Origin of the sequence: Stenotrophomonas nitritireducens, assembly GCF_050984405.1 — a bacterium.
In the GTDB taxonomy this organism is placed as follows: domain Bacteria; phylum Pseudomonadota; class Gammaproteobacteria; order Xanthomonadales; family Xanthomonadaceae; genus Stenotrophomonas; species Stenotrophomonas nitritireducens_B.
Genome location: NZ_CP158790.1, coordinates 2,609,490 through 2,623,616 on the forward strand (window position 1 = coordinate 2,609,490; position 14,127 = coordinate 2,623,616).

Annotated in this window: 11 protein-coding genes and 1 pseudogene; all 12 read left to right on the forward strand. The window is 69.0% G+C overall.

What is annotated here, in order from left to right; all coding sequences use genetic code 11:
- The first annotated feature begins 1 nt into the window (after window position 1).
- The 12 genes and pseudogenes from flgE (at window position 2) to fliS (ending at window position 14,126) form a co-directional block, all read left to right on the forward strand.
- Window positions 2–1,279, forward strand: a complete 1,278-nt coding sequence (gene flgE, locus ABTV91_RS11570) for a flagellar hook protein FlgE (RefSeq protein ID WP_433851581.1) — start codon at window positions 2–4, stop codon at window positions 1,277–1,279.
- A 128-nt stretch (window positions 1,280–1,407) separates the two neighbouring features.
- Window positions 1,408–2,157 (forward strand): flagellar basal body rod protein FlgF, encoded by a 750-nt coding sequence (locus ABTV91_RS11575; protein WP_433851582.1) that lies wholly within the window; start codon window positions 1,408–1,410, stop codon window positions 2,155–2,157.
- A 100-nt stretch (window positions 2,158–2,257) separates the two neighbouring features.
- Window positions 2,258–3,043, forward strand: coding sequence for a flagellar basal-body rod protein FlgG (gene flgG / locus ABTV91_RS11580; RefSeq protein ID WP_055769066.1), 786 nt, complete (start codon window positions 2,258–2,260; stop codon window positions 3,041–3,043).
- A gap of 23 nt (window positions 3,044–3,066) precedes the next feature.
- Window positions 3,067–3,759: a flagellar basal body L-ring protein FlgH gene (gene flgH / locus ABTV91_RS11585; RefSeq protein WP_433851583.1), complete on the forward strand. Its 693-nt coding sequence runs from the start codon at window positions 3,067–3,069 to the stop codon at window positions 3,757–3,759.
- An 8-nt stretch (window positions 3,760–3,767) separates the two neighbouring features.
- A complete protein-coding gene (locus ABTV91_RS11590; protein WP_433851584.1) occupies window positions 3,768–4,883 on the forward strand; it encodes a flagellar basal body P-ring protein FlgI in 1,116 nt (371 codons plus the stop codon).
- A 1-nt stretch (window position 4,884) separates the two neighbouring features.
- A pseudogene (gene flgJ / locus ABTV91_RS11595) lies at window positions 4,885–6,092 on the forward strand (flagellar assembly peptidoglycan hydrolase FlgJ).
- Between the two features lie 11 nt (window positions 6,093–6,103).
- The gene (flgK, locus tag ABTV91_RS11600; protein WP_433851585.1) at window positions 6,104–7,987 is read left to right on the forward strand and encodes a flagellar hook-associated protein FlgK; all 1,884 of its coding nucleotides are present in this window, start codon (window positions 6,104–6,106) and stop codon (window positions 7,985–7,987) included.
- On the forward strand, window positions 7,987–9,189 hold the full coding sequence (gene flgL, locus ABTV91_RS11605) for a flagellar hook-associated protein FlgL (protein WP_433851586.1): 1,203 nt from the start codon (window positions 7,987–7,989) through the stop codon (window positions 9,187–9,189). The genes flgK and flgL overlap by 1 nt, the downstream gene beginning before the upstream one ends.
- Before the next feature lie 67 nt (window positions 9,190–9,256).
- Window positions 9,257–10,474, forward strand: a complete 1,218-nt coding sequence (locus ABTV91_RS11610) for a flagellin (protein WP_433851587.1) — start codon at window positions 9,257–9,259, stop codon at window positions 10,472–10,474.
- A 315-nt stretch (window positions 10,475–10,789) separates the two neighbouring features.
- Window positions 10,790–12,007, forward strand: a complete 1,218-nt coding sequence (locus ABTV91_RS11615; RefSeq protein ID WP_433851588.1) for a flagellin — start codon at window positions 10,790–10,792, stop codon at window positions 12,005–12,007.
- A 228-nt stretch (window positions 12,008–12,235) separates the two neighbouring features.
- A complete protein-coding gene (gene fliD / locus ABTV91_RS11620; protein ID WP_433851589.1) occupies window positions 12,236–13,597 on the forward strand; it encodes a flagellar filament capping protein FliD in 1,362 nt (453 codons plus the stop codon).
- A 109-nt stretch (window positions 13,598–13,706) separates the two neighbouring features.
- On the forward strand, window positions 13,707–14,126 hold the full coding sequence (gene fliS, locus ABTV91_RS11625) for a flagellar export chaperone FliS (RefSeq protein ID WP_433851590.1): 420 nt from the start codon (window positions 13,707–13,709) through the stop codon (window positions 14,124–14,126).
- Window position 14,127: the final 1 nt, after the last annotated feature.

Consider the following 14,127-nt stretch of genomic DNA (forward strand, 5'->3'; position numbering starts at 1 on the left):
CATGGGCTTCAACACTTCCCTGTCGGGCATCAGCGCCGCCAACGCGGACCTGAACGTCACCGCCAACAACATCGCCAACGTCAACACCGTCGGCTTCAAGGAATCGCGCGCCGAGTTCGCCAACGTGCTCAACGCCACCGGCTACGGCCTGCTCGGCAACGCGATCGGCTCGGGCGCGCGCCTGACCAACGTCGCCCAGCAGTTCTCGCAGGGCAACATCGACCAGACCGGGCGCAGCCTGGACCTGGCCATCGAGGGCGAAGGCTTCTTCACCCTCAACATGAACGGCAGCCGCGTCTACTCGCGCGCCGGCAATTTCCAGGCCGACAAGAACGGCTATGTGATCAACCCGCAGGGCGCGCGCCTGCAGGTGTACGCGCCCAGCGCCGACGGCACCCGCTTCGACGGCGGCCTGAGCGACCTGCGCCTGCTCAGCAGCGACAGCCCACCGCGCCCGACCAGCCAGGTCGAGCTCTCCTTCACCCTGCCGGCCAACGCCGAGGCGCCGACGATCACGCCCTTCGATCCGGCCAGCAGCAACAGCTACAACTTCTCCAGCGGCGGCATCACCGTGTTCGATTCGCTGGGCGTCAGCCATGTGCAGACCTCGTACTTCGTCAAGACCGCCAATCCCAACGAATGGCAGGTCTACAACTTCGTGGACGGCGTGCCGGTCAACACCGGCAGCGTGCCGGGCAACCCGAACGCCACGCCACCGGTTCCGGCGGTCATCGGCACCCCGACCACGCTGCAGTTCTCCGACAGCGGCGCCCTGACCGCGCCGGCCAACGGCCGCATCGACCTGGGCACCTTCACCCCGACCACCGGCGCCGGCCAGCTGGTGATGAACCTGGACATCTCCGGTTCCACCCAGTACGGCGAGAAGTTCAACCAGTACAACACCGGGCAGGACGGCTATGCCTCGGGCAAGCTCAACGAGATCAACATCTCCGAGCAGGGCGTGGTCTACGCGCGTTATTCCAACGGCGTGGACGTGGCGCTGGGCCAGGTCGCGCTGACCAACTTCAACAACCCGCAGGGCCTGCTGAGCCAGGGCAACAACCTGTGGACCGAGACCTACGCCTCCGGCACGCCGCGCATCGGCTCCCCCGGCAGCTCGGACCTGGGCCAGATCCAGGCCGGCTCGCTGGAAGCCTCCACGGTCGACCTGACCCAGCAGCTGGTCAACATGATCACCGCGCAGCGCAACTTCCAGGCCAACGCGCAGATGCTCTCGACCCAGGACCAGATCACCCAGACGGTGATCAACATCCGCTAAGGCGGGGAACGGGGAAGCGGGAACGGGGAGTGACACGGTGCGGAGGCTTTCCGCCCTGCCCCGCTCCCGCTTCCGCTGCCTCCGCCCACGGCGTTCCGTCATTCCCCCTTCCCCGGTCCCCGTTCCCCATGGACAAAGCCCTCTACGTCGCCATGACCGGCGCCCGCGCCTCGCTGCAGGCGCAGGCCACCGTGTCGCACAACCTGGCCAATGCCGACACCCCCGGTTTCAAGGAAGCGCTGGCCAACACCGAAGCCTTCCCGATCCAGGGCCAGGGCTACGCCTCGCGCATCGACGCCCTGCACGTGGACGCCGGCTTCAACCGCCGCATCGGCGCGCAGCAGATCACCAGCAACGCGCTGGACCTGTCGCTGCAGCCGGGCAGCTGGCTGGCGGTGCAGGCGACCGACGGGTCGGAGGCCTACACCCGCGCCGGCGCGTTGACGCTCACGCCCAACGGCCAGCTGGTCACCGCCGAAGGCAACGCCGTGCTCGACGAGAACGGCAACCCGGTGGCGGTGCCGCCGCACCAGGCCATCGAGATCGGCCACGACGGCACGCTGTCGGTCATCCCGCTGGGCGAAGGCCCGCAGACCATGGCCATGGTCGGGCGGCTGCGCGTGGTGCAGGCGCCGGACGAGCGCCTGCAGCGCGGGCTGGACGGCCTGATGCGCAACAGCGACCCGCAGCAGCCCTTCGCCCAGGTCCAGGGCAAGGCGCTGGACAGCGGCGTGCTCGAGTCCAGCAACGTCGACGCCGCCGGCGCGCTGGTGCAGATGATCCAGCTGCAGCGCCAGTTCGAGATGCAGGTCAAGGTCATCAAGCACGGCGACGAGAACGCGCGCAGCGCCAACACGCTGCTGCGCCTGAACGGCTGATGCCGCCGCGCCGGCCGATTGGCGCGCGGATCTGGCACAGCCCATGCATTACATCCTGCAAAGGCCCTGAGGGCCGGCACCAGCAGCAGAGGAACCGCTCATGAATCAGGCACTGTGGGTCGCCAAGACCGGCCTGGATGCGCAGCAGACGCGCATGTCCGTCGTCTCCAACAATCTGGCCAACACCAACACCACCGGCTTCAAGCAGGACCGCGCCAGCTTCGAGGACCTGCTGTACCAGCAGGTGCGCCAGCCCGGCGGTTCCTCCTCGGCGCAGACGCAGCTGCCGACCGGCCTGCAGCTGGGCACCGGCGTGCGCGTGGTGGCCACGTCCAAGAACTTCCAGCAGGGCGGCCAGCAGCAGACCGGCCGCGCCCTGGACGTGATGGTCAACGGCCGCGGCTTCTTCGAGGTGATGCTGCCCGACGGCAGCTCGGCCTATACCCGCGACGGCAGTTTCCAGATGAGCCCGCAGGGCGAGCTGGTCACCAACAGCGGCTACCCGGTGCAGCCGGGCATCCAGATCCCCGAGGGCGCGCAGTCGCTGACCATCGGCGCGGACGGCACGGTCAGCGTGAAGATGGCCGGCGACGCCGCCTCGGTCGAGATCGGCTCGCTGACGCTGACCGACTTCATCAACCCCGCTGGCCTGCAGGCCAAGGGCGAGAACCTGTACCTGGAGACCACCGCCTCCGGCCCCGCGCAGAACGGCACCCCCGGCCTCAACGGCCTGGGCGGCATCGTGCAGGGCGCGCTGGAGGGCAGCAACGTCAACGTGGTGGAAGAGCTGGTGTCGATGATCGAAACCCAGCGCGCCTACGAGATGAACGCCAAGGCCATCTCCACCACCGATTCGATGCTCGGCTACCTCAACAACAACGTCTGACCGTCCCGCTTCCGGAACCCGCCATGGCCCGCCTGTCCAACGCCCTCCGTCTTTCCTGCGTCGCCGGCAGCCTGGTGCTGCTGGCCGGCTGCGTGGTCGCCGGCGACGTACGCCCCTACCCGGCCATGGCGCCGGTGGTGCCGGTGGCCGCGCCTTCGGCCGAACCGTCCGCCGGCGCGATCTACGCCGCCGGCCCGGGCCTGAACCTCTATGGCGACCGCCGCGCCCGCGATGTCGGCGACCTGCTGACCATCACCCTGGTCGAGAGCACCTCGGCCACGACCAGCGCCAACACCGCCATCGGCAAGAAATCCAGCATGGAAATCGGCTCGCCGACCCTGTTCGGCGCGCCGGTGACCCTGGGCGGCAAGGACGTGCTGGCCGCCAGCGCCAGCGGCGAACGCGACTTCACCGGCAAGGGCAGCAGCGCCCAGAGCAACCGCCTGCAGGGCAGCGTGACCGTGACCGTGGTCCAGCGCCTGCCCAACGGCAACCTGGTGGTGCAGGGCCAGAAGAACCTGCGCCTGAACCAGGGCGACGAACTGGTGCAGATCCAGGGCATCGTGCGCTCGGCCGACATCGCCACCGACAACACCATTCCCTCCAGCAAGGTCGCCGACGCGCGCATCGCCTACGGCGGCCGCGGCGCGGTGGCGCAGTCCAACGCGATGGGCTGGCTGGGGCGCTTCTTCAATTCGGCGCTGGCGCCGTTCTGAGCATGGCCATGACGATTCCCGCATTCCTGCGCCACGCCGCCGCCCTGCTGCTGGCGGCCGCCTGCGCCCTGCCCGCCCACGCCGAGCGCATCAAGGACCTGGCCCAGGTCGGCGGCGTGCGCGGCAACGCGCTGGTCGGCTACGGCCTGGTGGTCGGCCTGGACGGCAGCGGCGACCGCACCAGCCAGGCGCCGTTCACCGTGCAGAGCCTGAAGAACATGCTCGGCGAACTGGGCGTCAACATTCCGCCGAACGTCAACCCGCAGCTGAAGAACGTGGCGGCCGTGGCGATCCACGCCGAGCTGCCGCCGTTCGCCAAGCCCGGCCAGACCATCGACATCACCGTGTCCTCCATCGGCAACGCGGTCTCGCTGCGCGGCGGCTCGCTGCTGATGGCCCCGCTCAAGGGCGCCGACGGACAGGTCTACGCCATCGCCCAGGGCAACCTGGTGGTCGGCGGCTTCGGCGCGCAGGGCAAGGACGGTTCGCGGGTGTCGGTGAACGTGCCCAGCGTGGGCCGCATTCCCGGCGGCGCGACGGTCGAGCGCGCCCTGCCCGACGTGTTCGGCGCCAGCGGCGAGATCACCCTGAACCTGCACCAGAACGATTTCACCACCGTCGCGCGCATGGTCGCGGCGCTGAACAACGCCTTCGGCGAGGGCGCCGCGCGCGCCGTGGACGGCGTCACCGTGGCGGTGCAGGCGCCTACCGACCAGGGCGCGCGCATCGGCCTGCTCGCGCGCATCGAGAACATCGAGCTCTCGCCCGGCACCGCGCCGGCGCGGGTGGTGGTCAATTCGCGTACCGGCACCGTGGTGATCGGCGCGCAGGTGCGGGTCAGCCCGGCCGCGATCGCGCACGGTTCGCTGACGGTGACCGTCAGCGAATCGACCCAGGTCAGCCAGCCCGACGCCTTCGGCGGCGGCCAGACCGTGGTCGCGCCGCAGTCCACCATCACCGCCAGCAACGAAGGCAGCCGCATGTTCCGCTTCGACGGCGGCACCACGCTGGACGAGATCGTGCGTGCGGTGAACGAAGTCGGCGCCGCGCCCGGCGACCTGATCGCGATCCTGGAAGCCCTCAAGCAGGCCGGCGCGCTGAGCGCCGAGCTGGAGGTGATCTGACATGCGCATCGCCGCCCCGTCCCTGGAGCTGAATCCGGTCGTCGCCAACGACCCGGCCAAGATCGACAAGGTCGCGCGCCAGCTCGAGGGCCAGTTCGCGCAGATGCTGATCAAGAGCATGCGCGCGGCCAGCTTCGGCGACTCGCTGTTTCCCGGCGAGAACCAGATGTTCCGCGAGATGTACGACCAGCGCATCGCCGAGGCGATGACCAAGGGCCGCGGCCTGGGCCTGTCGGCGATGATCGCCCGCCAGCTGGGCGGCGGCGGCCAGACCGACGCGCAGCCGCCGCTGGATGCCTCGCTGCTGCCGGCGGCGAAGGCCGCGCAGGCCTACCGCGAAGCCCTGTCCCCCGTAGCTGCCGGGCTTGCCCGGCAGGCCGGTCTCGTGGAAAGCCCCCTGCCGGCAAGCCCGGCAGCTAGCTACGACGCCTTTGGCGGCGACGTGCCGGCCATGCCGGAAGAACAGATGCTTGACCTGATCGCCGGCCGCGACAGCGGCAGCCTGCACCAGGCGATCGGCGGCCGCGGCGCGGCCGCCGACATCGCCGCGCCGCCCGCCGCCGACTGGGCGATGGCCAACGACCGCTGGAGCGGCGTCGGTCCGGCCACCCCGGCGCCGCCACCGAGGTGGCTACCGCCAATGCCGCCGCCGACCAGCTCGGCAAGCACACGCCTGAAGGCTTCGTCGCCAGCATCTGGCCGCATGCCGAGAAGGCCGCGCGCGAGCTCGGCGTCAATCCGCGGGCGCTGGTCGCCCAAGCCGCGCTGGAGACCGGCTGGGGCCGGCGCCACATCCGTCGCCAGGACGGCGCCAGCAGCCACAACCTGTTCGGCATCAAGGCCACCGGCTGGAAGGGAGACAGCGCCACCGCCGCGACCCATGAATATGTCGACGGGCAGCGCCAGAGCCAGACCGCGCGCTTCCGCGCCTACGGTTCGGCGGCCGAGAGCTTCGGCGACTACGTGCGCATGCTCAAGAACAGCCCCCGCTACCAGGCCGCGCTCAAGGCCGGCAGCGACGTGCGCGGTTTCGCGCTGGGCCTGCAGCGCGCCGGCTACGCCACCGATCCTGGCTACGCGGCCAAGATCGCCGCCATCGCCGCCGGCCCGACCATCGAGCGCGCCGTGGCCGCCATCGGCCAGGCCGGCGCCCGCGTCGGCCAGACATTCGCCAATGCCACCGGCCTGGCCGGCCTCACCCGTCGTTGAGATAGTTCCCGATGCCCAGCGTTCTTTCCACCGGTAGCAGTGCCCTCATCGCCTTCCAGCGGGCGCTGGCGACCGTCAGCCACAACGTGGCCAACATCAAGACCGACGGCTACAGCCGGCAGAAGGTCGACTTCGCCACGCGCAACCCCACCGACGTGGGCTACGGCGACGTCGGCAACGGCACCAGGATCACCGACATCCGCCGCGTCGCCGACCAGCTGGCGATCTCCCGCCTGCTCGACAGCAGCGGCGAGCTGGCCCGCCTGAAGCAGCTCTCCGGCTTGTCCGACCGCGTGGATGCGCTGTTCTCCGACAGCGCGACCAACCTCAACGGCATCTGGTCCAACTTCTTCGACTCGGTCAGCGGCCTGTCGGCCAACGCCGCCGGCGCCGCCGACCGGCGCAGCATGCTCGACAACGCCAACGACCTGGTCAACCGCTTCAAGCAGCTGACCGGCCACCTGGATTCGCTCGGCCATGAGGTCAACAACGGCCTGATCGCCGGCGCCAGCGAGATCAACCGCCTGGCCGCGGAGATCGCGCAGATCAACAGCGCCATCGGCAGCGACGCCAACCGCGCCGCGCCCGACCTGCTCGACCGCCGCGACCAGCTGATCACCCAGCTGGTGGGCTACACCGGGGGCACCGCCGTCATCCAGGACGGCGGCATCATGAATGTGTATTCGGCCGGCGGCCACGCGCTGGTGGTGGGCAGCACCGCCTCGCAGGTGACCACGGTGGCCGACCCGTTCCAGCCCGAACGCCTGCAGCTGGCGCTCAAGACGCTGGGCCAGACCATCTCCCTGGACGGCAAGGCGCTGGGCGGCAGCATCGGCGGCCTGATCGAATTCCGCGACACCGTGCTGACCCCGGCGCAGGCCGAACTCGGCCGCATCGCGGTCGGCCTGGCGCAGGCGTTCAACGAAAGCCACCGCGAGGGCATGGACCTGTACGGCGACATGGGCGTGGATTTCTTCGCCCTCGCCCCGCCGAAGGTGGCCGCGCACAGCGGCAACAGCAGCGCCAGCACCGCCACCGTCAGCGCCAGCTACGGCGACACCGCCGCGCTCGACGGCCAGAACCTGCAGCTGCGCTTCGACGGCAGCAACTGGGTGGCCACGCGCACCGATACCGGCGCGCAGGTGCCGATGACCGGCAGCGGCACCGCGCTGGATCCGTTCGTGGTCAACGGCATCGAGCTAGTGGTCGGCGGCACGCCGGCGCTGAACGACCGCTTCCTGGTGCAGCCCACCGCCGCGGCCGTGAACGGCCTGTCGGTGGCGATCACCGATCCGTCGCGCATCGCCGCCGCCAACCCGGTGCGGGTCAAGGCCGACATGGGCAACATCGGCACCGGCGTGGCCGGCAGGCTCGACGTCACCGACGTGACCGACGCCGCCCTGCTCAACCCGGCCAGCATCGATTTCATCGACGCCGACCACTACACCATCGACGGCCTCGGCCCCTACGCCTACACCCCGGGCCAGACCATCAGCGCCAACGGCTGGAGCCTGGTGCTGGACGGCAAGCCGGCCGCCGGCGACACCTTCACCGTGAGCCGCACCCCGGCCGGGTCCAGCGACAACGGCAATGCCTCGCGCCTGGCCAAGGTCGAGGACGCCAAGGCGTTCAACGGCGGCACCGTCACCCTCAACGGCGCGCTCGGCGGCCTGACCACCCAGGTCGGCGCGGCGGCGCGCGCGGCCGACTACTCGCTGCAGGCGCAGCAGGTCATCAACGAGAACGCGCAGGCCACGCGCGACTCGGTTTCCGGCGTGAACCTGGACGAGGAAGCGGCGGACATGCTCCGCCTGCAGCAGGCCTACCAGGCCGCCTCGCAGCTGATTTCCACGGCCGACACCATGTTCCAATCGATCCTGCGGGCGGTGGGCTGATGAACAACCGTATCTCCAGCAGCATGATGTACGACCAGTCGGTCTTCCTCATGCTTTCCAAGCAGAGCAAGCTCAACCACCTGGAACGCCAGCTGGCCACCGGGCAGAAGATGGTCACCGCCAAGGACGACCCGGTCGCGTCGGGCACCGCGGTGGGCATGGACCGGGTCCTGGCCGAGCTGGACCAGCTCGGCGCCAACGCCGCGACCGTGCAGAACCGCCTTGGCCTGCAGGAGAACGCGCTGGCCCAGGCCGGCGAACTGCTGCAGCGCGTCTCCGACCTGACCATCCAGGCCAACAGCGCCGCGCTGTCGGCCGAGGACCGCAAGAGCGTTTCCGCCGAACTGCGTTCGATCCGCGAATCGCTGCTGTCGCTGGCCAACAGCACCGACGGCAACGGTCGCTTCCTGTTCGGCGGCACTGCCGACGGCGTGGCCCCGTTCTCGGCCAGCAGCGGCACCATCCTCTACAACGGCGACCAGACCCAGCGCCAGGTCGAAGTCGCGCCGGGCAGCTTCGTGCAGGACGCGCTGCCGGGCAGCGAGATCTTCATGCGCATCCGCACCGGCGACGGCACGGTGGACGGCAGCGCCGCGGCCGGCAACGCCGGCCAGGCGGTGCTGACCGGCGTCAGCCGCGACGGCACGGCGGCCTGGACCGGCGACAGCTTCACCGTGCAGTTCACCGGCCCGGATACCTACGACATCCTCGACAGCGGCGGCAACCCGATCGGAAGCGGCAGCTACGCCGAAGGCGACGACATCGTGTTCCAAGGCCTGCGCGTGCGCATGAGCGGCGTGCCGGCGGCCGGCGACGAATTCAGCGTCGGCCAGGCCGGCAACCGCGACGTGTTCTCCACCATCGACCGCCTGGTCGGCGCGCTGCAGATGGACACGTCTTCCCTCGCCGGCCGTACCGCGCAGCAGAACGTGCTGCAGTCCAGCCTGCGCGACGTGGCCCGCGCCGCGGAAAAGATGATCGATTCGCGCGCATCCGGCGGCGCCCAGCTCAGCGCCATCGACAACGCCGCCTCGCTGCGCGAGGCCAACGCCATCAGCCTGAAGGATTCGCTGTCGCAGCTGCGCGACCTCGACTACGCCGAGGCCATCGGCCAATACAAGCTCGAAGGCGCCGCCCTGCAGGCCGCGCAGACCATCTTCACCCAAATGCAGTCCATGTCGCTGTTCAACATGATCCGCTGATCCAGACCAACGCAGAAGCACTGCTTCCCCATACCACGCAAGGCCCCGAACACAACGGAGAAGTCCCATGGCACAAGTCATCAACACCAACATCATGTCGCTGAACGCCCAGCGCAACCTGAACACCAGCGGCGCCAGCCTGGCGACCAGCATCCAGCGTCTGTCCTCGGGCCTGCGCATCAACAGCGCCAGGGACGACGCCGCCGGCCTGGCGATCTCCGAGCGGTTCACCACGCAGATCCGCGGCCTGGACGTGGCCGTGCGCAACGCCAACGACGGCATCTCGCTGGCGCAGACCGCCGAAGGCGCGATGGTCGAGATCAGCAACAACCTGCAGCGCATCCGCGAACTGGCGGTGCAGTCGTCCAACGCCTCCAACTCGCCGAGCGACCGCGAAGCGCTGAACGCCGAGGTCAACCAGCTGCTGAAGGAAATCGACCGCGTTTCCAACCAGACCAGCTTCAACGGCACCAAGCTGCTGGACGGCAGCTTCGCCGGCGCGCTGTTCCAGGTCGGCGCCGACGCCGGCCAGACCATCGGCATCAACAGCATCGTCGACACCAACATCGACACGCTGGGCACGATGAACTTCGCCGCCGCCAGCGGCCCCACCACCATCGCGTCCGGCGCCGCCATCGCCGCCGGCTCGGTCACCGGCATCCAGTTCAACGTCACCGGCACCGCCGCCGGCGCGACCGCCAAGACCATCACCATCGACGAGGTCAAGTACAACAGCGGCGACGACGCGCTGGCCATCAACCGCAAGATCGCCGCCGCGATCAACGACAAGATGGACCAGTCCGGCGTCTACGCGGAGATCAACAACACCACCGGCGCGATCACCCTGCAGGCGATCAAGGCCGACCAGTTCATCAGCGGCTTCAACAAGGGCGCGGCCACCGCGGCCACGGGCGTGACCATCGACGCCACCGCCCTGGCCGACCAGACCGTGGCCGACGTCAACCAGCAGAAGGTGGCCGGCACCCTGGACATCTCCTCGTTCGTCGGTTCCCAGCAGGCGCTGGAGATCGTGGACAAGGCGCTGACCGCGGTGAGCGGCTCGCGCGCGGAAATGGGCGCGATCCAGAACCGCTTCACCTCCACCATCGCCAACCTGTCCACCACCGCGGAAAACCTGTCCGCCTCGCGCAGCCGCATCCGCGACGCCGACTACGCCAAGGAAACGGCCGAGCTGACCCGCACGCAGATCCTGCAGCAGGCCGGCACCGCCATGCTGGCCCAGGCCAACCAGGTCCCGCAGAACGTGCTCAACCTGCTCAAGTAAGGCCCGGGCCGCGCCGCTTGCCGGCGCGCGCCATACCGCACGAGCCCCGGCCCGCCGGGGCTCGTGCGTTCCGGGAGGCGGATGAAACAACGGCGCGGAAACCAGGGGTTTCCGCGCCGTTTCCTTGATGACGACCGTTCCCGGCGGCACCGGCGGGCCGTGGGCCTGCCGTTTTTCCCGACAGCCCTAAAGCTGCCGGCGGTGCTGCCGTTATTGGTATCAGCAGCGGTACTGCGGCGCCCTACGCCACCTCCACTGCACTCAGTACCGGTCAGGTTGAGCTGCCGGATCAAACGCCAAACAGGAATCCGAATCATGGCACAAGTCATCAACACCAACATCATGTCGCTGAACGCCCAGCGCAACCTGAACACCAGCGGTGCCAGCCTGGCGACCAGCATCCAGCGCCTGTCCTCGGGCATGCGCATCAACAGTGCCAAGGACGACGCCGCCGGTCTGGCGATCTCCGAGCGCTTCACCACCCAGATCCGCGGCCTGGACGTTGCCACCCGCAACGCCAACGACGGCATCTCGCTGGCCCAGACCGCCGAAGGCGCGATGGTCGAAATCGGCAACAACCTGCAGCGCATCCGTGAGCTGGCGGTGCAGTCGTCCAACGCCACCAACTCGCAGAGCGACCGCGACGCGCTGAACGCCGAAGTCAACCAGCTGCTGAAGGAAATCGACCGCGTCGCCAACCAGACCAGCTTCAACGGCACCAAGCTGCTGGACGGCAGCTTCTCCGGCGCCCTGTTCCAGGTGGGTGCGGACTCCGGCCAGACCATCGGCATCAACAGCATCGTCGACGCCAACGTCGATACGCTGGGCAAGATGAACTTCGCCACCGACGTCGCTGCCGGTGCCGTCGCCTCCGGCGCCGCGACCGCGGCCGGTTCGGTGACCGGCATGACCATCAGCGTCACCAGCACCGCCGCCGGCGCCACCGCCAAGACCATCAACATCGACGAGGTCAAGTACAACAGCGGCGACGACGCGCTGGCCGTCAACAAGAAGATCGCCGCGGCGGTCAACGACAAGATGGACCAGACCGGCGTCTACGCCAAGGTCGATGCCGCCAGCGGCGCGCTGACCTTCCAGTCGGTGAAGGGCGACCAGTTCGTCAGCGGCTTCACCGCCGGCACCGCGACCGCCAGCACCGGCATCACCACCAGCGCCACGGGCTTCACCGCCCAGACCGCCGCCGCCGTGAGCGACTCGCAGGTGACCGGCAAGCTGGACATCTCCTCGTTCAAGGGCGCCCAGCAGGCCCTGGAGATCGTCGACAAGGCCCTGACCGCGGTGAACAGCTCGCGCGCCGACATGGGTGCGATCCAGAACCGCTTCAGCTCCACCATCTCCAACCTGGCCACCACCTCGGAAAACCTGTCGGCTTCGCGCGGCCGCATCCGCGACACCGACTACGCCAAGGAAACGGCCGAACTGACCCGCACGCAGATCCTGCAGCAGGCCGGTACCGCCATGCTGGCCCAGGCCAACAGCGCCACCCAGAACGTGCTCAGCCTGCTGCGCTGATCCGTCCGGCGCCACCGCAAGGGAAAGCCACGAAACCCCCGCCAGCGATGGCGGGGGTTTCGTTCATTCGGGAGGGCGGCATCCGGCAGGATGGCCCGGGGACGAGCCGGCCGGCACGGGTCTTGCACCGTGGACGTGATCTCCACGGCGCCGGCGCTAAAGAAGCCCGGGCGCGTGCCGATAATCCGGATGCCTGCAAGGGTGTCCCTTTGCGCAAAAGGAATCCAAATGGCCACGTCCTCCCTCTCCGTTGTCGGCTCCGGTCTGGACATTCCGACCCTCGTCAAGCAGTTGGTCGCCAACGAGCGCAAGCCGGCCGCGGACCGCATCAATACGCAGGGCTCGGCGGCCACCGCCAAACTTTCGGCGCTGGGCAGCATCAAGAGCTCGCTGGGCAGCCTGCAGTCGTCGCTGGACGCCTTGGTCAAGAGCGCCAGCAACCTCGCCTACAAGGCCACGGTTCCTGACGGCAGCGGCTTCGGCGCGACCGTGGTGACCGATGCCGCCACCGGCAAGACCCTCGCCGCGGCGGGCACCTACGACGTCGAGGTGCTGAGCCTGGCGCAGCCGCAGAAACTCACCTCCGGCGCCTTCGCCGCCGACGGCGTGGTCGGCGACGGCCGGCTGACGATCGCCTGGGACGACCAGACCCTGAACGTGGACATCTCACCGGACAGCACCCTGGCCGATGTCGCCGCCGCCATCAACAAGGCGGCAAACGGCAAGGGCGTGAACGCCACCGTCATTACCGCCGACGACGGCCAGCACCTGGTGCTGAACGCGGTCAACGCCGGCACCAAGGGCGCGCTGACGATTTCGGCCAGCGGCGGGAACGGCGGCCTGTCCGCCCTGACCTGGGACGGCAGCGCAGGCGGCCTGAGCCAGACCGTGGCCGCGAGCAACGCGCGCGTGCGCGTGGACGGCTTCGAGCGCGAATCCAGCAGCAACAGCATCAGCGACCTGATCCCCGGCATCACCCTGAACCTGACCAAGGCCGAGGCGGGCACCACCAAGACCCTGACGGTCACGCAGGACAACGCGCCGCTGAAGATCAACCTGCAGGCCTTCGTCAGCGCCTACAACGCCTCGGTCAGCCTGCTCAAGAACTCCAGCGCCTACGACGCGACCAACAAGAAGGCCTCGACCCTGACCGGCGATTCGCTGGTGCGCGGCATGCAGCAGCAGATGCGCGGGCAGCTCAGCGCCAACGTGGTCGACATGAAGGCGCTGGGACTGGCCATCAACACCGACGGCACGCTGACCTTCAACGCCAGCACCTTCGACAAGACCCTGGCCGAGAACCCGGGCGCGGCGGCCAGCCTGCTGGGCAAGGACGGCAAGCTCTCCACCGGCCTGTCCACCGTCCTGAAGAGCAACCTGGACAGCGGCACCGGCACGCTGACCATGCGCACCGACGCGCTCAACAAGCAGATCAAGAAGCTGGAGAAGGACCTGGACGCGCTGGACGCGCGCATGGAGATGGTGTCGGCGCGCTACACCAAGCAGTTCACCAGCATGGACGCGCTGGTCGCGCAGATGCAGGGCACCAGCAACTACCTGGCCCAGCAACTGGCGGCCCTGCAGAAATAAACCGCCCTCGTTCAAGTAAACGGCCATGACGGCCGATACACGGTTATCCCCCCATCATCCCCGACGCAGCCTGGATCGCGCGCCGGCCAGGTCCCAGGAGACTCTCCCCATGTACGGTTCCAGCCGCAACTACGCCGAGCAGTACCGCAAGGTCGGCGTATCCACCAAGGTTGTGGATGCCGATCCGCACAAGCTGGTGGCCCTCCTGTTCGAAGGCGCCAACGAGCGCATCCGCCGTGCCGAGGCCTTCCTCGCCCAGGGCGACCAGGCCATGAAGGGCAAGTCCATCGGCGAGGCCTGCGCCATCATCGGCCACCTCAACGGTTCGCTCGACCACGAGGCCGGCGGCGAGATCGCCGGCAACCTGTCGGCGCTGTACGACTACGTCATCCAGCGCCTGACCGAGGCCAACCTCAACAACGACGTCGCCGCGCTGCAGGAATCGCTCTCGCTCATGGGCGAGATCGAATCGGCCTGGAACGCGATCCCAGGCGAGCAGCGCCAACGCCCCGCCGTCGCCGGAGCCTGAA